This is a genomic window from Brucepastera parasyntrophica, assembly GCF_022376835.1.
In the GTDB taxonomy this organism is placed as follows: Bacteria; Spirochaetota; Spirochaetia; order Treponematales; family Treponemataceae; genus Brucepastera; species Brucepastera parasyntrophica.
Window position 1 is genome coordinate 1,923,177 of the sequence record NZ_CP084606.1, and the last position, 18,718, is coordinate 1,941,894.

An 18,718-nucleotide genomic window follows, 5' to 3' on the forward strand; every position below is an offset into this window, starting at 1 on the left:
AAAAGGGAATCTGGGAATGGGATAAAGCTTCTAAATATGAAAAAAACACTGCTTTATTCATTCAGATGTATTTTTTTTCAGGTTTGTGGTATATGATTAATCACAGATGATTGAAATTGAAGAGGAATACGGGCAGGCGGAGAAAATACTCCTCGTTGCCCGGAATACTGACCGGACAGTTCCTGATGAAACTGTCATACGTGAGATTTCCAGCCTGGCGGACACGGCGGGCTTTACTATAGCGGGCGCGGTGGTTCTGACCAGAAATGAGCCGGCGGCCCGGTATGCCATGGGTTCCGGAAAGGCAAAGGAAATCGCCGGGTATGCCGCCGAGCTTGACGCCTCATATATTATATTTGATTTCGAAATAACCCCGACCCAGCAGAGAAACTGGGAAGCCCTGTCTTCCTGTATTTGTATGGACAGGCAGGAGCTGGTTATCCGGATTTTTGCGGAAAGGGCTATGACCAGAGAGGCCGTTTTGCAGATAGAACTGGCCAGGCTTACCTATGCGCTGCCCCGGCTCGCGCATACATACAGCGCTCTTTCCCGCCAGCGGGGAGGGCGTTACGGGACCAAGGGCGCGGGAGAGACCCAGCTTGAGCTGGACCGGCGTTCCATAATCAGCAGGATGGCCCAAATCCGCCGGGAGCTTAAAACAGTCAGATCAGACCGGGCTGTCCGGCGCAAAAGGCGGGAACGCTCCGATGTTCCTTCCTGTGCCATTGTGGGCTATACCAATGCAGGCAAATCCAGCCTTCTGAATGCGGTGACGGGAGCGTCCGTTGCTGCGGAAAACAAGCTGTTTGCGACGCTGGATCCTACAACAAGACGCTTTACATCTGTGACTGGACGGTCTATTCTTTTAACCGATACGGTCGGGTTTATAAGGAATTTGCCGCACACGCTGATAGATGCTTTCCGCTCTACCCTGGAAGAAGCCGTTTTTGCTGATGGAATAATCATACTGCTGGACGCCTCTGATGAGGATATAAAGCTGCATCTTGAAACAACATATGAAGTTCTTAAGGAAATCGGCGCGGAAAATCAGTATATGCTGCAGGTTTTGAATAAAATTGACTGTGTTGACGAATTTACGCGGGAACGGCTGCACGCTGAATATCCGCGGGCCGTTCAGATAAGTACCCGGACAGGGGAAGGAATGCAGGAATTGCTTTCCCGCCTTGACCTGCTTTTCAGCGGCGAGGAGCATTTGTATAAACTGCCGGCAGCCCGGTCGGACCTTGTTTCCTATGCGCATCGGGAAGGAACGGTAACTGGTGTGGTATATGAAGCTGATTATATCCTTTTGAAGGCCCATACGGACGGGCGGCTCGCCGCAGTGCTGAAGGAGTTTGAATATGCCGAAAAAAAATGATTCCGGTGGAAACAGGAGTTTTTCTGTTATTCTGCTTTCTCTTATCGCGCTTTTCATTGCCTGTCTGATAATAATCGGCACTCTGTATGTATTTATTTCCGGGAAGGCAAATCCCGGCGGACGGGAAGTCCGGGGAAGAAATTTATTTGCCCAGGACAGCCAGAAATCGGTAGAATCTTCCGGTATCGCCGTTTTTGCCGATATAGGCGTGCTAAGGGCCGCTACCGCGGACGCCGAACCTGTAACTATCGTTATTTCTCCTTTTTTCCTTATGACGCGGGAAATATACCGTTTCAGGAAGAACTGGTAAGCAAAACCCGCGCAATGCGTTCAATAATACTGGACTGGTTTTCCCGGCGGACCCTGGCGGAAATTACCGGAATGGGAGAGGCAAAAATAAAACAGGAATTAATACAGGAGATAAACCGGGATCTTGTCCTCGGGCAGGTATCGGTTTTATATTTTGAACAATTTATGGTACTTGACTGACGCTTACGAAAAATCGGGGAAATTTGCAACCTGAGAGAGGTTTTCGGGGTCGGGTATAGTGTAGGAGGTTTATTATGAATGGAGCCGGTACAGCAATGGCCGAGCCCGTCGCGCAGATAATCATTGCGATAATTCCGATAGTCGGAATAGTAATGGCTGCGGTGGTAATATTTTTCTATTTATTGTGGCATCATCGTGAAGTTGTCCGGCAGATTGAAACCGGTATTTATAAAAAACCTGTTTTTGATCTGTATCTGTTTTCCGTCCTTGCCGGATTCCTGCTTTCAGGGATCGGTGCGGTTCTTACAGTGCTTTTTCTGTTGGTTGATGGCATCAGCTATACTTTGCTTGGGGGCTTATTCCTCTGGCTCTTGGCATCAGTCTGTTAGGTTTTTATTTTGTAACCCGCCCGAACAGAAAGCACAATGAATCCGAAAAGTGACCACCGGCATCCCGGCGGAAATGAAGACATGTTTCTGTGCCGGGAAGTTCTTTCCGGCAACATGTCTTCTTTCTCCGTGCTGGCGGAAAAATACCGGAGACGGATTTTTTCCCTGGGGATGGGTTTTTTTAAAAATCCCGACGACGCGGAGGATTTTGTTCAGGATGTGCTTGTAAAGGTGTATATATCGCTTGCCAGTTTCAGGTTTGAATCCCAGTTTTCGACCTGGCTGATGCGTATTGCATATAACACCGCAATAAATTCCATAAAGCGGAAAAAAGAATATACCTCGCTGGCGGAAGACTACGAGATAGCTGATCCGGATGAAAATCCGGAAGAAGAACATTTAAAGGCCTGTTCCTGTGAAGCTATCCGTGAAGCCATAAAGATTCTTCCGGAAAAATACCGGATTTGTGTTGATATGTTTTTCTTTTATGATATGCCCTATGCGGATATTTCAGAGGTAACCGGTTTGCCTGTCAATACCATAAAGTCCCACGTGTTCCGGGCAAAAAAATTGCTGCGTGAGTACTTGAATGAAGGAGAACAAAAATGAGTTGCGATAAGGCGTTTGATCGGTATCTTTCTCTTGATAAACATGAGAGGGTTCCTTTTACGGTTTCCCTGCACTTGCTTATATGTCCCGTCTGCCGTACATCAGTCAGACAGATTACCAGAGCGGAGGCCCTGCTTGCGCGTCCTCTGAAAATGAAGGCGGTTTCCGAAATTATGGTTTCGGAAGCGTCGGCGGATCCTATTATACTTGCCGCGATGGAACAGCTGAAAAAAGCCGGACTGGCTTATCCTTCTCTCGGGGATGATTCACGGGTTTCTCTTTTCAGGTGGGTTGTTTCAGGTATTGTCCTGGCTTTCGGATTTGCAATGGTTCCCTTTACATTTATAGGAGACTGGTTTATCCGGACTTTCGGAAATACGTATCTGATTCCGTTTTATCTGCTCTGCGGAATTGCGGTTGCCATATACTGCGGGCTTTTTGTAGCAACAAACATAGATATTTTTGTAAAGAAATTCGATATAGATCAGCCCGTATAGCGGACTTCCTCCGGGACTTGTCCCGCCGGGGGCGAAGACAGGTTTTGAATTAAAAAGTTACATGCCTGCCTGATTATGAACCGGATCACTTTTTATATGAACTGAAAACAGGTCAATCTGCAATATCCTCCGGGCTGTTAACATTCTCATACACTTTTTCGAGCAGGGCTTTTAATTCCCAAACTTCCGGTTCCGTAAAATTCCTGGTCAGGGTTTTTTCCATATCACCTCTTGATGATTTCATTTGATAAAACAGTTTACGTTCCTTTTGCGTCAGGTATATATGCTTTACTCTTTTGTCCTGGTCATCAAATTCAGTTGTAATGAATCCCTTGCTTTCAAGGCGTTTAAGGATGCCGGAAATTGTGGGAGAGCTGACTTCAAAATGATTTTCCAGATCCTTCTGGGATGTCTTGATACGTTTGCGCTGGTGCAAAAAAAACAGTATCTGAAACTGTGAAAAGGTAATCCCGAATTTTTCCAAATCATGATTGGCCTTTTTGCTCATGGAGTCGCTGATTCTTTTTATCTGAAATCCTATATCATCAAAGTGCTTCATTTTATCTTTATAGTATACTATTTTTTAAACAGTAAACAGTGGATAAGGGCTATGAAACAGAAAGACTCCTGCAAGGGCGAATATCCCTGTTAAGGACATTCACCTTTGTATTGCGGGAGAATAGGTACTGGCACCTCGTGAAAAATATTTTGCTATTGTTATAATCCACGGACACCAGTGCCTTTGGCAAATTCATGTATATTTGTGTCTTCCGTCATGAATACTCTTTTTTATAATTGAGATATGCATGATTGATCTGCGTATCGAGTTTCCGGGACGGGGCGGCATTGAGCATATACCCAAAACCATGAATTGTCTTGATGAAGTCCGGTATTTCCGGATTGGGTTCGAGCATTTTCCGGAGTCTCTGAATATATACTCCGATAATGGTTATATCGCCGTGTTCCTTTTTCAGGGCATGGGTATAAATTTCTTCCGGCGTAACAGGCGTCCCCGCATGTTTGCCAAGGTACAGTAAAATGTTGATGCCCCTTTCAGAAATATGCACCTTCTCTCCGTTTTTAAATAGGCATTCCGTGTTAAGGTTCAGGGAAAATGGGCCAAACCGGACAATATGTTCCTCCCGGCGGGTGAGCATTCCCTGCTCTCTTCTGAGCGCGGCGCGAATGCGGGCGGATGAGATCCTGCAGGGATGACTGCCGAGAATATAATTGTCCGCGCCGCTGTCGAGTCCGGACAAAACCAGTTTTTCATCAAACCGGCAGAGGTAGACAAGGACTAAGGCCGTCCCTGCCTCCCGGTAGGAATCGATAAACTGGCAGGCCTCTTCCGGATAATGATCCAGATCAATAATAATGATCTCCGGTGAACAGGAAAGATTGTTCTGTGCCTGTTCCATGCTTTGGGCCTGCACAATTTCCATTCTTTCTTCCAATGACGACTCGGCGATAAGATTCCGTATAGCATCACCGGGTTCTATTATAAGTAGAATATGTTTTTTCATACGCGTTACTCCCTGAAAATAAAATATAGCAGGCTAATAACTTTATTCAATATTTAAATCAATATATAACAAATAATTATGTGCTTTATATATTTTTTTAATGGTAAATATAAAATGGGATAAATATACTCTTTTTTATGAAACAAAAAACAATACTGATCGTATGCATATTCATTATGGTTTATGCAGGAATGCTTTCGGCCCAAACGAATCTCACTGTGGATGAAGCCGTCAGTTTAGTCCTGGAAAACAATCTTTCCCTCAGCAGGACAAAGGTTGATATGGAAGGGAAAAAACGCGCTTCCGACCGTTCATGGAATGGCCTTGTTCCATCGGTCTCCGCTTCGGGTTCGGTCAGCCATGGCACGTCATTAGTTGGAGATCTTTCTGCAGGCAGAGATGAATGGAACGGCGGAGCTTCTCTTTCCGCGACATGGAGTCTTTCGCCGGCGATTGTATCGGAAATCAAGCGGGCCAAGACCGATTATGAATCTGGTGTTATTACCTATGAAGAAGCGAGGCAGAATCTTGAACTCCAGGTCCGCAAGGCTTTTTACCAGATCCTGCTGTACAAGGCAAATGCGGATCTGATTGAGCAAAGTATCGAGACTGCCCAGGCAAGGTATGAACAGGCAGCCCAGAGCGCACGGGCCGGGCAGGTGCCGAGGCTTGATGAATTATCCGCCCGGGTTGATCTTGAAAACCTGAAGCCTTCTTTCAGGAGCGCTGAGGCGCAGTACATGAATGCCATGGATTCATTCAAGCAGATTCTCGGCATTCCGGCAGATAGTGAAATCAGTCTGACCGGAACACTGGACCAGAGCAGCGAAAGCATACAGGTGGAATATCTCATGAAGGGTAATGAGTCCTACAGTGTCTTATCTCTGCAAAAATCACTGGAAGTTCTGGAAGCCCAGAAATCATCCGCATGGAACCAGGCGTATATGCCGTCACTGACGCTGTCCTGGAATGCAACTCCCACCTATGGCATGACAAGCCGGACGTGGACTGATAACGGATCCTTTTCCGTAGGACTGTCTTTTCAGCTTGATAATTATCTGCCCTGGTCCTCTGCCCGCGAAAAGATCGATTCATACAATGATAGCATTGTGAATTATCAGAGTCAGATTACCGAGGCGCAAATGAATTCGGAAAACCAGATCCGCCAGCACCATCGGTCCATTCATCAATCGCTGGAAAGTATTGAATCGCTCAAACTTAACGTCGAGCTGGCAGAAGAAACGTATGCCATGTATGAAGAAGCCTACAGCAGAGGAACAGCGGACCTTCAGAGTCTCCGCTCCGCCTATGACAGTTTGGCAGAAGCGAAGAATCAGGTTCAACAGGAGTATTATAATCTTCTCTCTGTTTCCCTGGATCTCGAAAAAGAATTAAATGTTCCTTTTGGAACATTATGGCAATAAAACACCTCGCCGCAGAGCAGGGCAGACCTTCGGTCTGGAGTGTTTTTCTCTCCCGAGGAATTGGTCTCGGGTTTAATACCATGGAACCTACAAAAACGAACGTTTTTATAGGTTGTTATAAAAACCGTCGCAGAGCAGGGCAGACCTTCGGTCTGAGGGATTAAAGCCTCGCCTCGAATAAGCGAAAGGAGTAAAGAAATGAAAAAGAAAATTATTATTATTGCGGTGTGTATTGTTATCGTTGCGGGACTTATTTTTGTTCCCTCTATGTTTGCAGGAAACGGGAACGGTATGAATCCGGGACTGGAAGGAATAAATGCGAATGAAACAGTCTTCTCGGTGCGGACGGAAGATGCTGAAATACGGACGCTCCAGTCATATATTGAAATTAACGGGGATATCATTACGGAACAGCAGGTGTCGGTGGTCCCTGATGCGGGCGGAAAAATTGTTTCCCTGAAAGTGGGGCTCGGTTCATCGGTCCAGAAGAACCAGCTTCTTGCCGAAGTTGATCCTTCCCGCCCCGGAACCAGTTATTCCCTGAGTCCGGTATACGCTCCTATAGCGGGAACCGTTACCACGACCCCGCTTGCCGTGGGAAGTACGGTCACTACGTCCACCTCCATACTCACCATTTCGGTTACCAGTGATCTCGAGATAGAAACTTTTATTCCGGAACGGGAAGTCGGTCAGCTCAGGACCGGACTGAAAGCGGAGATAACCCTTCAGGCCTTTCCCGGAGAAGTTTTTTCCGCGACAGTCACCAATGTATCCCCGGTGGTTGACCCGAACAGCCGGACAAAAAAAGTAATACTGAAATTTGACACCAATGACAGCCGGATAAACACGGGGATGTTCGCCCGGGTTAAGCTGAATACCCGGACCTATGAGAATGCGGTCACTATCCCGTCGGACGCTCTGGTGGAAACCCGGGGCTCCAACTATGTGTACGTCCTAGATGGCCTCAGCCATGTCAGTCTCAGGGAAGTGGTCCCCGGCGTAACGGTAGATGATTTCCTTGAAATTAAATCGGGGCTCGCCGCCGGCGAAACAATAATTATCCAGGGACAGCAGTTCCTGACTGACGGCGCTACCGTTAAAGTGGTTAATCAGAGGACGCAGGCATGAGTGTAGCAAAAAGTGTAGTTAACAGGCCTGTACTGTTTGTCATTATATTCGCTCTCATAGCCATCGTTGGAATTTATATGGTATCCGATGTGGCGATTGATATGTTCCCGGACATTGATATACCGATGGTAATTGTATATACCTCCTATGACAGCGCCGGCCCGGAGACTGTTGAAAAAACGGTAACAAAAATACTTGAATCCGCGCTGGTTAATATCAGCGGATTGACGGACATGACCTCCCAGTCATCCGAAGAAACAAGCTTGATAATGCTGGAATTCGAGTACGGATCCAACCTGGATAACAAGGTAAATGATATCCGGGACAAAATTGACCAGATCAGGGATTATCTTCCCGATGCATCGGATTCTCCTATAATCATGCAGATGGATCCATCGTCCATGCCCATAATGCGCATCGCCGTTAAGGGAGACCGGACCCAGAATGAACTGCGGAAGATCGCCGATGATATGATCCTTGATAAGCTTGAACAGATCGACGGTGTCGCTTCCACCAGTGTTGTGGGCGGCCAGGACCGGATAGTCAAGGTTTCATTGTCGCAGAACCGCCTGGAGGCCTATGGCCTGACCATTACCGATATCGCTAGGACCCTGGCCAGCCAGAATGTTGAGCTGGGTGCGGGATCCATTGTGGACGGCGCGAAAAATTATTCCATCCGGACCACCGGGGAATATTCCAGCCTCCTGGATATTTCGGAGACGGTGGTGACCAAAATAGAAGGCGCCGATATCCGGCTCCGGGATATCGGCGATGTTTTCTGGGGGTATGAGGATGAGAACTCCACAGTCTACATAAACGGCGAGCTGGGGGTATACGTATCGGTTACAAAACAGAGCGGAACCAATTCGGTCGCTGTCGCCGACAAGGTGTATGCGCGGCTCGATGAGATACGGCAGGAACTTCCCGCGGATATTACGCTCGAAATTACCCAGGATGATACTGAAATGACCCGGGATATGATCAATGAGCTCATCAATTCAGCGGTTCTCGGCGGTGTTCTGGCGGTAATCATTCTGATCATATTCCTGCGGAATATAAAGAGTTCCGTTATCATCGCAATCTCAATACCCTTTTCCATTCTGGTCACCCTCCTGGTCATGAGCCTGGCGGGAATTACCCTGAATATGATGACCCTTACCGGTCTTATATTGGGGGTAGGAATGATTGTAGACTCATCGATTGTTATTATCGAGAATATTTTCAAATTCCGGGAACGGGGAGCGAAGCCTACCATAGCGGCTATTCTCGGAACCCAGGAAGTAATGTCTTCCATTATTTCATCAACCCTTACCACCATCTGTGTTTTCATCCCAATACTGTTATTCAAAAACCAATTGGGCATGATGGGCCAGATGGTTGAAGGTCTTATTTTCACTGTTGGAATAGCCCTTCTTTCGAGTCTTCTTGTGGCTATTTTCCTGGTTCCCGTACTGGCCAGTAAATACCTGCCGATAAACACCCGGACCCAGAAGCCTCTGAAGAGCCCGATATTAAGGAGTCTTGATTCCTTTGTTGAAAAACTTCTTGCGGGATTAACCCGGGCGTACCGCCGGGCACTGGACGCGGCGGTCAAGCACCGGATGATAACCATTATCATCATTGTCGCGGCGTTCCTCGGGTCGGTTGGGGCATTATCAAAGATGAATATCGTGATGATACCTCCAATGAATGAAGATTCGGTATCGGTGAGCGTGGAAATGCCTCTGGGTACCAGATACGAAGACACCCGGGCAGTAATGCTCCAGCTTCAGGAATTCGCCATCGATGAAATTGTGGGAGCTAAAAGTATCATCACCAATGTGGGCAGCAGCGGGCAGGCTCTGCAGACCGGGGTTAACACCCATAAGGGAGAATTGAGCATTACCCTGGATTTGAATCAGCAGGGGGCCGATACCAGTGAAACGGTAAAGGAGAAGCTCCGGGCTCATTTCGGCGATTTTCCCAATGCTACCATAACTTTCGGGGAAGGCATGGCCCAGCAAATGGCCGGCGGCTCGGATATTGACATAGCTCTGCGTATCGATGACATAAACATCGGGCTGGCGGCGGCCACTGAAATAAAGGATATCATTGAAGAATTTGTGCCGGAAGTGACGGAGGTTACTATTGATACCTCCAGCGGATTGCCTCAGGTTGAAATCGTGATCGACCGGAACAGGGCCTATAATCTGGGCCTTAATATCAGCGGCATTGCCAATGAAATCGCCGCCGCCATGGATGGCGTAACTGCCACCACCTACCGGTACGAAGGTGATGAATATGACGTGGTATTGATGTTCCAGGATGAAGACCGGAAAAAAGTCGTTGATCTGGACAAAATCTTTGTATCCTCCTCCTATGGCGGAATTGTGCCGCTCTCGAATTTTGCCAGCCTTGACAAAGGTGTTGGTCCGGTAAGTATAAGCCGGGAAAACCAGACCAGGGTTATCCATATTACCGGAACCATTCTTACCAATGACCGGGCCGATGTGGTGGAAAATAAAATAAAGGACGCCATCAACAGTAATTACGTACTCCCCAACGGTGTAACCATTGTGTACGAAGGGCAGTGGGGTGAAATTACCGACATGCTGATGACCTTTATCCTTATTCTGACTCTGGCGGTTCTGCTGGTCTTCGGGGTAATGGCGGGACAGTATGAATCTTTCAAGGATCCGTTGATCAACCTCTGTACCATACCTCTGATGCTGATCGGGGTCGTGGCTATTTACCTTATAACCGGTCAGACTATGAGTATCTTTACAATGATAGGGCTGGTTATGCTGGTTGGTATTGTTGTAAATAATGGTATCATTCTGGTGGACTATACTAACCTTCTGGTCGGACGCGGTGTTCCTGTCCGGCAGGCCTGTCTCGATGCCGGTGAGTCAAGGCTCCGTCCGGTATTGATGACCACTCTCACCACGGTACTGGGTATGGTCCCGATGGCCTTCTTCCCCGGGGAATCTTCACAGATGATACAGCCTATTGGTCTCACCGTTATCGGCGGGCTTGTGTCCTCGACATTTATTACGCTCTTCTTTATCCCGGTTATGTATTCCATCATCAATGAACACAGGGGAAAGAAACAGCGCAAGGAAAAGGATGAGACAATTATCGAACTGCCTTTAAAGGAGGGTGTTTAGAATGAAACGGATTGAAATATTTGCAAACCGGTCGGTGCAGGATGAAATCATTGGCGGGCTTGAAGATGCAATAACTGACTTCTACTATACCCTGATCCCGGTGGTCAATGGAAGAGGGAAGTGTCAGTACCGCCTCGGGACCGCAACATGGCCCGAAGAAAATTTCATGATTATAAGCTATCTCGATGAAAAAACGCAGATAAGGCATTGAAGGTCCTCGAGGGAGTAAAAAAGAACTTCCCCGAGGAGGGTATTAAAATGTTTATAATAAACGCGACATAACCGTTTATTTTCAGAACCAGAATAAAATAAAGAATAGAAAAAATATAAAGGTCAGGGATACCACTTTTTCCGGTATCCCTGACCTTTTTTTGAAAAGCCGCCGCGTTTTCTCCGAACAAAAATTTATGTACTATTGGTCCCGCCGCTCATAAGCTGTTCCTGAACATATTCTTTTATGCCCTTTTTTCCTGATTTAAGGAGGGCTGTTATAAAGGGACGGGCCAGCATAACTTCTTCCGCCCCGAGGGCCTTTGCGGTATATAAATCCTGCTGTTTGCGGATACCTCCGTCTATCCAGATTTCTCCGGCAAACTGCGAAAGCTGGGTGCTGTATTTCGCAAGAAAACTGACAGTACTGCCTTCCAGGGTTTCAACACGTCCGCCGTGATTTGAGACAACAACAATATCAGGCCGGACCTCTCTGACAAGATCAATATCTTCAGGCCGGAAAATACCCTTTATTATAAAAGGAACTTTGGCCTGCTGTTTTATTTCCGTGAGAGCTCCTGCCGTTTTTCTTTCCAGTTTCGCCTTTTCTCTCATGGTCAGTATGGCATAGGAATCTATATCAATTCCAATGTATTCCGCCGTGTTTGCCGCCCATTCCATGCGTTCCAGTATTTTCCTGTTTTCATAGGGCTTAATGAAAATCGCGCCTTTTGTATGCAGCGTTTCAAGCGCTTCGATTCCATAGCGCAGTTTTTCATCAGGGCATCCGTCGCCTATTGAAAGATTAATATCAGCAAAAACCGCTGATGCCAGTATATCCATATAGAACGGTTTTTCGTCATGGTAACCTATATTTTCAACAGCTCCTGTGATCGGGGCCAGCCGTATTCTGGGAAGAGAAAAAGCCCGTTTTTCCGTGTCGGCTCCGGCGGCTGTCCGGAATAAATCCCAGTCGGCGCAATTCCGTATGAAATTCGTGTTATTCCGCACCCCGCCCATTCCCGGAAGCTCATTAATACATCCCTGTCCGTCGCAGGCAGCGCAAAAGTGGCATTTATACTGCTCTTTTTCAATCATATATGCACACTATAAAGAAGAATGAATGCCGAATCAATAATGTATACGCGCATAAGAGAGATTCAATATACAGAAATATAAATTTACATATAAAAAATTCACCTTTTCCTGTCTTTTCTGATATACTGTCTGCATGACCCGAAGCGGATGGACTTACTTTGTAAACTTCAGGGACTCTTTTCAGGCGCAGTGCGAAACATGGAAAAAAGAAGCGGTCTGCGGGAAGGACAACTGGCTGGGCCGCCTGCAAAAACAGGCCGCCGAGGCGGACAAAACACCGGCATATCCTCTGGAAACATCGATAGTTTATAATCGTTCTTTGGATGATGTTACACAAAACGACCTCATAAAACTCATTCTGGTGGGGGATAATCCGGGAAAAAATGAGCAGCTTGCCGGGAATAACCGTTATCTTGTGGGACAGGCCGGAAAACTGGGTGAAGGATTTTTCAGGAAAAATCCGGAATTGGGAATAGACTTCAGAAAAAATGTAATTATTCTTAACAAAACGCCCATACATACGGCAAAAACAAAGCAGCTTGCCCTGCTCTGCAAAAATGGCGGAGACAGGTTTAACAAACTCTTTGAAGAGTCCCAGAAATGGATGGCGGAACAGACCGCGCTTCTGCAGCAAAAGCTGAAATGCAGTCTCTGGCTGGTAGGGTATGGAGAGTTGCGGAAAAGCGGGCTTTTTTCCTTATATGCGGAAACACTGAAAAAAGAATATGAAAAAAAACGAAAGCTGAGCGATGCCGATGTATATTTATATCAGCATTTTTCAATGAACCGGTTTTCAATTGACCTGAAGTCGCATTATAATGGCAGTATAACGCTTGCAGAAAATCTCCGCAGTATCGGGTTAATGCACCGGAAAGAAGTTATAGGATGGTAATAAAGTATGGATAGGACGGTAACGGATATGGATACGATCATTAGAAATGATATCAGTTTTCTTGTCAGACAGGCGCAGCCTGATGATATAGACGAGATAATGAGGATTGAAGAAATATGCTTCGCGACAGGTATTCAGGAAGCGCATAATGTTTTTCTTGACCGCTTGTACACTTTTCCTGAAGGCTTTTTTGTTCTGGTCCCGGAAGAATACGTTAATGAGTCGGTATCTGATACTAGCAGATCAAGGAAGATAAGATTTATAGCGAAACAGCTTGCCGGATATTTTGTTTCGGAAATCTGGGATGAGGTTCCCCCTCAAACGGCGGAATTTTACCAGTTGGGGCATTCCGCTTCCTCCCGCCATAATCCGGAAGGAACGGTTCTGTATCTGTCTTCGTTTGCCGTGGATCCTGTCGCGCGCGGGACGGGCCGTTTTCTTTTTAATTCCGCGTTCCGCGTTATGAAGAAAAAATATCCCCAGCTCCGGAAAATAGTATTTGTGGTTAACGAGGAATGGCAGGCCGCCCGGCATATTTATGAAACCGAAGGATTCATCTATACCGGAAGAATTGAAAATTTTTTCAAAAAAAGCCCGGGATCGGAAAACGCACAGGAGAAGAGAGCCGCTCTGATTATGGAAAAAGATATATGACCTTTTCCGGAAACCGGTATCTCCTCCTTGCTTTCCTTACGGTTATTGTCTGGAGCGCAACCTTTATTTGTACAAAAATTCTCCTGACTGCGTTCTCGCCTATCGAAATACTGCTTTACCGTTTTTTCCTTGCCTATATTCTGATGTTTGCAGTTTATCCGCGGGTTCATAAGCCGGAAAGTCTGAAAACAGAAGCAATGATTTTTTTTGCCGGCTTGTCCGGCGGCACCCTGTATTTTCTTTGTGAAAATTTTGCGCTTAACTTTTCTCTCGCGTCAAACGTTGCCCTGATTGTCGCTACGGCCCCGATTCTGACCGCGGTATGCGCCCACTTTTTTCTCAAAAATGAAAAACTGACGCGGTTTACGGTGTTAGGCGGCGTCATCGCTTTTATAGGAGTTGCGCTGGTTATTTTTAACGGGAAATTTGTTCTGAACCTGAACCCTCTGGGTGATATTCTTGCCCTTTTGTCTTCGGTCTCCTGGGCCGTATATTCAATACTTATTAAAAAACTTGACAGCCGATATTCATTTTATTATATAACCCGGAAAATATTTTTCTGGACCCTTGTTACGGTCCTTCCCTTTCTGTTTATTTTCCCGGTGAGATTTGATTTTTCTCCCCTGCTGGACTGGAAAATTACCGTAAATCTGCTGATTCTTTCAGTTTTTGCTTCCTGCGGCGCCTATGTCGCATGGAATAAGGTTATAAGCGTTTTCGGCGCGACCAGGGCAAACAATTTTATTTATTTTATTCCCCTTCTTACATTAATAGAATCGGCAATAATTCTTTCCGAACCATTGACCTTTTATGCATTGCTGGGGGCTGTTTTTATCGTAGGCGGCGTATATATAACCGGAAGAAAGAAAGTGGAGCGGGAAACGGTTTCCTAGCCTTACTGGTTTTGGATGGAGATTTCTTTAAATATTTCCTGAATGGCAATAACCGCGTCGGTAATTACCGGATCAAACTGGGTTCCTTTGCCTTCGGTTATTATCCGGATGGCTTCCTCATACGGAAAAGCGTCTTTATATACCCGCGCGCACACCAGCGCGTCATATACGTCTACAATCGACAATATGCGGGCGGAAAGAGGTATGTCATCGCCCTTCAGGCCTCTTGGATATCCTTTTCCGTCATAGCGTTCGTGGTGGCAATAACAGATATCCCTGCTGTGATTCAGATATATCGGATCGCTTTTGTTCAAAATGGATTCAATGATGTCTTTTCCGATTGTGGTATGGGTTTTGATTACGTCAAATTCCTCCGGCGTAAGTTTGCCGGGTTTCAGCAGTATTTTATCGGGGATGCCTATTTTTCCCACGTCATGGAGTGGTACGGCTTTTACAATGATATCCGGTTCAAGCGCTCTCAAGTCCTCGGCATATTCCGAATTTTCAAGGAGATAATCCACCAGAGCCCTGGTAAAATATGTTGTCCGCTTTACATGACTTCCTGATTCAAGGTTCCGGTATTCGATAATATTCGCCATTGCCTCGAGTATATTGTCCAGCGTTCCGGTTACTTCCGCGGTCTTCTGCTCGACCATTGCTTCCAGCTTATCACTGTAATTCTTCAGTTTTATGTGATTCGCGACTCTCAGCTTTACTATTTCGGGATGGAACGGCTTGGAAATAAAATCAACCGCCCCGGATGAAAGGGCCAGTACTTCCGAATCGGAGGTTGTTATAAAAATAACGGGGATTTTCCGGAATACACTGTGGGCTTTCAAAACATCCAGCATCTGGTATCCGTTCATTACCGGCATTATAATATCCAGCAGAATGATTTTTGGGAGAACATCCATTGTTTGCAGGATTTCCAGTGCTTCCACACCGTTTTTTGCTGTCAGTATACGGTAATCATTCTTGAGAATTTCTTCAAGAATCAGGAGATTTGTCTCAACATCGTCAACAACAAGAACAGTGGGTAAGTCCGTATTATCCGTTAGCGCCATATTCTTTTATTACCTTATCAATAACTGCATACGTTTGTGCAATACATTCTTTGATTTCTTCCTGTATGCCAGGTTCAACAACTCCGTTTTTCAGTTCAAGTTCCAGTTTTTGCATAAGCATGAATAATTTTTTCAGTGACAGATTGGCTGCCACGCCCTTTATAGTATGCGCCAAAACCTGCGCTTTGTCAAAATTCTTCTGCTCAATCTCTGTAAAAAGTTCATCCGGGTTTGTTTCAGCCTTAAACCGGGACAAAAGTTTTGTATAAAGGGCCTTGTTTCCCATAACGCGGCCAAGGCCCTCTTCAAGATTAAGATATTCTTCATCCGAAATGTCCATTATATTCTCCTTTGGGTCAGCTTCGGTATCCGGCCTGTCTTCATCAGCGGACGTGCGGTTTTTCCCCGCTAAAAAATGGCTCAGCTTGGCTATGATTGTATTATATTCTACGGGTTTTGCAATATGGTCGTCCATACCGACAGCCAGGCATTTTTCCACATCCTCCCTGAAAACATTCGCGGTCATGGCAACAATAGGTGTTCTGGTATTCTTATTCGTTTCAAGCTGGCGGATATTTCTGGTTGTCGTATAGCCGTCCATAACAGGCATGTGAATGTCCATTAGAATAAGATCATACGTATTTCCGCGTGATATTTTTTCAATCGCAATGGCGCCATTTTCCGCGCAATCAATAGTAATACCGGTTTCTTTTAAGAAAGATACTATTATTTCCCTGTTAATAGCAATATCTTCCACCAGCAGGACCTTATAAGCGCTGAAATCGGGAACCTGCTTAACAATATCCGCGGTTTTGATTTCCGGAACTCCGGTTATTTCATTTATTACATTAACAATAGCGGACGGAAACAGCGGTTTGGGCAGAAATTTGTTTATTCCGGCTTCGACAGCCCTTTCTTCTATTACATGAAGCTGGGCTATGGAAATAAGGATTATGACAGCCTTTTCTTCGGGTTCCTGTTTTAATGCCTTTGCCAGTTCAATCCCGTTCATTCCGGGCATTTGCCAGTCAACGAAAATTACGGTATACGGCTTTCCCTGGTCCTTTGCTTTTTTGAACAGCTCCAGCGCGGTTTTTCCGTTTTCCGCTGTAGTAACCGGAATATTGAGCATGGAAAAGATAAAGGCAAAGTATTCCAGTATTGCCGGGGAATCATCGACAGCAAGGACTCTGAGATTATCCCTGTTTATCTTTTCCGACAGAGTTATGCGCTTGTGGGAAGAGGACGTTTTAAGTTTTACCGTAAATGTAAAGGTACTTCCCTTTCCCGGCCTGCTTTCCGTATGTATTTCACCGCTCATCAGCTGTACTATCTTTTTGGAAATCGATAAGCCAAGACCTGTCCCCCCGAACCTTCTCGCGATGCCTCCGTCCGCCTGCTCAAAGGGTGAAAAGACGTTTTCACACTGTTCCGAGGTCATTCCTATTCCGTTATCTGAAACCTCAAATTTCAGAACGCTGTATTCATCTCCCAGTGAAACAGGAATAACTTTCAGTTTTATTGTTCCGTACTCCGGAGTAAATTTAATGGCATTGCTGAAGAGATTGGTAATTACCTGGGACAATCTGAGTGAATCGCCTATAAAATGGGTAGGCATGGACGGATCTATATCAATAACGAGTTCCTGGTTTTTTTCATCCGAACGCACAATCATAATGTTCGTTAAGTCGATAAGCGCTTTTTCAAGGCTGAATTCTTCTTCATACAATTCGAATTTATCGGCTTCGATTTTTGACATATCCAGAATATCGTTGATAATTGAAAGCAGATGACTTGATGATGTTTCCGTTTTATTCAGACAGTCCCGGATTACGTCAGGGTCACTGGCGTTTTTCGCGATATGGGTCATTCCGATAATTGCGTTCATCGGTGTCCTGATTTCATGACTCATACGTGAAAGAAAATCCGACTTGGCCCTGTTCGCCTTTTGCGCTTCTTCGAAGGAAAGGCGAAGCTGGCTTTCGGTTTTTGACCGTTCCAGTTCTATCCGTTTCCTTTCAGTTATATCAACATATATGCCGACCAGAATAACGGCCTCGCCAAGATTATCACATACAACCGTTTTGCTGATACTGAACCAGCGTTCTTCCCCATGAAGGTCTATAAAGTTTTTTTCATATGCGAGCAGGGAGTTTTTGCTTTCGATCAGGGCTATTTCCTCTGCGCGCAGCTGTTCCGCGGCCTGCGGCATATAAATGGTTTCATCCGTTTTCCCGATCATTTCAAATTCCGTTTTTCCGAAATATTCGAGAAATGAAGTATTGCAGCCAATATACCGGAGCTGCATATCTTTCCAGAAAATAATGGCGCCCGTGTTATCAACAACTTTCCGGAGTGTTTCTTTCGCCAGAATAATCGAATTTTCAGCGTTCTTTCTTTCTATCCCGGTGGCGATAATATTTGCCGCCAGACGCATTAATTTGAGATCATTTTTGTTCCACTCCCTCGCGGGAATGTTATTATCGCAGCCAAGGAACCCCCAGAATTTGCCGAGCATATACACAGGGACTCTTACAAGACCGTTTGGATACTGTGCTTGTTCGCCGCTTTTTCCCCCGGACGGACTTCCTTCCACAATAATATAATCATTGTTCAAAAGCGCCAGATACTCCGGAGAGTGGGGATCAAAAGATTCATGCTGTAAGGTGTCCTTCCGGGCCGTAACCGCCGGCATTGTCCATTCATAGTCGCAGCGGAAAAAATAATCCCTGTTACTGTTTTCCTGTTTGAAGAGACAGGTCCGGTCCAGCTTCAGAAAATTTCCCAGAATCTGCAGCGCGGTATTAATCATATCATCAAGACTGATAAGCGAGGCAAATATAGTTGTCATCTGCAGTATTATGTCCCGCCGCTTGAGCTGGATTTCCAGTTCCGTTTGTGTCTGCGCCAATTGTGTTACATCCGAAACCTGGCAGAGGTGGTATTTTTCCCCATCCGGGCCTGTCAGGATGCTGCTGAAATTTTTGAAGATATAATTGTTGTGAGTTGTTTTGGTTTCCCATACCAGCGGGTCGGTATCATTAAGCATATCCGGGTTTTCATAAACAGGATGTTTTGTTACAACTTCATGGATATATGCGTCAAAATCATCGGTCGCAAAACAGGTCCGGGCCAGAATTTTTTCCATACCATTGTTATAATAAAGCAGTTTTTTTGTCCGGATATCAACTATATACAGGCTTTCCATATTTTCGAAAAAATGAAAAACCTCCTGCGCTTTTTGTTTCTTGGAAAACGCACCTGCCATTAAAAAAATTCCTTATTTACCCCGCTGCAGCGACAGCCCCGGAGGAGCTGATTTAT

General features: G+C 45.7%; 18 protein-coding genes. 13 read left to right on the forward strand and 5 right to left on the reverse strand.

The window, feature by feature from the left end; translation table 11 throughout:
- Positions 1 to 106 precede the first annotated feature (106 nt).
- From hflX to K7I13_RS09225, 6 genes are all read left to right on the forward strand, one after another.
- Positions 107 to 1,378, forward strand: a complete 1,272-nt coding sequence (gene hflX / locus K7I13_RS09200) for a GTPase HflX (RefSeq protein WP_255944970.1) — start codon at positions 107 to 109, stop codon at positions 1,376 to 1,378.
- A complete protein-coding gene (locus tag K7I13_RS09205; RefSeq protein WP_255944971.1) occupies positions 1,362 to 1,688 on the forward strand; it encodes a hypothetical protein in 327 nt (108 codons plus the stop codon). Before hflX ends, K7I13_RS09205 begins: the two co-directional genes overlap by 17 nt.
- A gap of 14 nt (positions 1,689 to 1,702) precedes the next feature.
- Positions 1,703 to 1,867 carry a flagellar basal body-associated FliL family protein gene (locus K7I13_RS09210; protein ID WP_255944972.1) on the forward strand — a complete coding sequence of 55 codons (165 nt, stop codon included), beginning with the start codon at positions 1,703 to 1,705 and terminating at the stop codon, positions 1,865 to 1,867.
- 74 nt (positions 1,868 to 1,941) lie between these two features.
- A complete protein-coding gene (locus tag K7I13_RS09215; RefSeq protein ID WP_369413660.1) occupies positions 1,942 to 2,256 on the forward strand; it encodes a hypothetical protein in 315 nt (104 codons plus the stop codon).
- A gap of 36 nt (positions 2,257 to 2,292) precedes the next feature.
- Positions 2,293 to 2,865: an RNA polymerase sigma factor gene (locus K7I13_RS09220; RefSeq protein WP_255944973.1), complete on the forward strand. Its 573-nt coding sequence runs from the start codon at positions 2,293 to 2,295 to the stop codon at positions 2,863 to 2,865.
- Entirely contained in the window at positions 2,862 to 3,362 is a 501-nt protein-coding gene (locus K7I13_RS09225) for a hypothetical protein (protein ID WP_255944974.1), read from the forward strand. The genes K7I13_RS09220 and K7I13_RS09225 overlap by 4 nt, the downstream gene beginning before the upstream one ends.
- A 112-nt stretch (positions 3,363 to 3,474) precedes the next feature.
- Here K7I13_RS09225 and K7I13_RS09230 read toward each other — a convergent pair whose 3' ends face one another.
- Both K7I13_RS09230 and K7I13_RS09235 read right to left on the reverse strand, forming a co-directional pair.
- Positions 3,475 to 3,921, reverse strand: a complete 447-nt coding sequence (locus K7I13_RS09230) for a MarR family winged helix-turn-helix transcriptional regulator (protein ID WP_255944975.1) — start codon at positions 3,919 to 3,921, stop codon at positions 3,475 to 3,477.
- A gap of 214 nt (positions 3,922 to 4,135) precedes the next feature.
- Complete coding sequence (locus K7I13_RS09235; protein WP_255944976.1) at positions 4,136 to 4,885, reverse strand: response regulator transcription factor; 750 nt, start codon at positions 4,883 to 4,885, stop codon at positions 4,136 to 4,138.
- Between the two features lie 176 nt (positions 4,886 to 5,061).
- Here K7I13_RS09235 and K7I13_RS09240 point away from each other — a divergent pair, with 176 nt between their 5' ends.
- The 4 genes from K7I13_RS09240 (at position 5,062) to K7I13_RS09255 (ending at position 10,794) form a co-directional block, all read left to right on the forward strand.
- The gene (locus K7I13_RS09240; protein ID WP_255944977.1) at positions 5,062 to 6,309 is read left to right on the forward strand and encodes a TolC family protein; all 1,248 of its coding nucleotides are present in this window, start codon (positions 5,062 to 5,064) and stop codon (positions 6,307 to 6,309) included.
- Positions 6,310 to 6,507: 198 nt separating this feature from the next.
- Positions 6,508 to 7,437 carry an efflux RND transporter periplasmic adaptor subunit gene (locus K7I13_RS09245; protein ID WP_255944978.1) on the forward strand — a complete coding sequence of 310 codons (930 nt, stop codon included), beginning with the start codon at positions 6,508 to 6,510 and terminating at the stop codon, positions 7,435 to 7,437.
- Positions 7,434 to 10,583: an efflux RND transporter permease subunit gene (locus K7I13_RS09250; protein WP_255944979.1), complete on the forward strand. Its 3,150-nt coding sequence runs from the start codon at positions 7,434 to 7,436 to the stop codon at positions 10,581 to 10,583. The genes K7I13_RS09245 and K7I13_RS09250 overlap by 4 nt, the downstream gene beginning before the upstream one ends.
- A 1-nt stretch (position 10,584) precedes the next feature.
- Entirely contained in the window at positions 10,585 to 10,794 is a 210-nt protein-coding gene (locus K7I13_RS09255) for a PG0541 family transporter-associated protein (RefSeq protein ID WP_255944980.1), read from the forward strand.
- A 194-nt stretch (positions 10,795 to 10,988) separates the two neighbouring features.
- On the opposite strand, the gene K7I13_RS09260 is transcribed toward K7I13_RS09255, so the two are convergent.
- Complete coding sequence (locus K7I13_RS09260; RefSeq protein WP_255944981.1) at positions 10,989 to 11,891, reverse strand: alpha-hydroxy-acid oxidizing protein; 903 nt, start codon at positions 11,889 to 11,891, stop codon at positions 10,989 to 10,991.
- Positions 11,892 to 12,024: 133 nt separating this feature from the next.
- On the opposite strand from K7I13_RS09260, the gene K7I13_RS09265 reads away from it, so the two are divergent.
- From K7I13_RS09265 to K7I13_RS09275, 3 genes are read left to right on the forward strand one after another with little or no spacing between them, the layout of a single operon-like run.
- Positions 12,025 to 12,783 carry a uracil-DNA glycosylase family protein gene (locus K7I13_RS09265; RefSeq protein WP_255944982.1) on the forward strand — a complete coding sequence of 253 codons (759 nt, stop codon included), beginning with the start codon at positions 12,025 to 12,027 and terminating at the stop codon, positions 12,781 to 12,783.
- A gap of 6 nt (positions 12,784 to 12,789) precedes the next feature.
- Positions 12,790 to 13,437, forward strand: coding sequence for a GNAT family N-acetyltransferase (locus K7I13_RS09270; protein WP_255944983.1), 648 nt, complete (start codon positions 12,790 to 12,792; stop codon positions 13,435 to 13,437).
- Positions 13,434 to 14,330 (forward strand): DMT family transporter, encoded by an 897-nt coding sequence (locus K7I13_RS09275; RefSeq protein WP_255944984.1) that lies wholly within the window; start codon positions 13,434 to 13,436, stop codon positions 14,328 to 14,330. Before K7I13_RS09270 ends, K7I13_RS09275 begins: the two co-directional genes overlap by 4 nt.
- 2 nt (positions 14,331 to 14,332) lie before the next feature.
- On the opposite strand, the gene K7I13_RS09280 is transcribed toward K7I13_RS09275, so the two are convergent.
- On the reverse strand, positions 14,333 to 15,394 hold the full coding sequence (locus tag K7I13_RS09280; protein ID WP_255944985.1) for an HD-GYP domain-containing protein: 1,062 nt from the start codon (positions 15,392 to 15,394) through the stop codon (positions 14,333 to 14,335).
- The gene (locus tag K7I13_RS09285; RefSeq protein ID WP_255944986.1) at positions 15,378 to 18,662 is read right to left on the reverse strand and encodes a response regulator; all 3,285 of its coding nucleotides are present in this window, start codon (positions 18,660 to 18,662) and stop codon (positions 15,378 to 15,380) included. Before K7I13_RS09285 ends, K7I13_RS09280 begins: the two co-directional genes overlap by 17 nt.
- Positions 18,663 to 18,718: the final 56 nt, after the last annotated feature.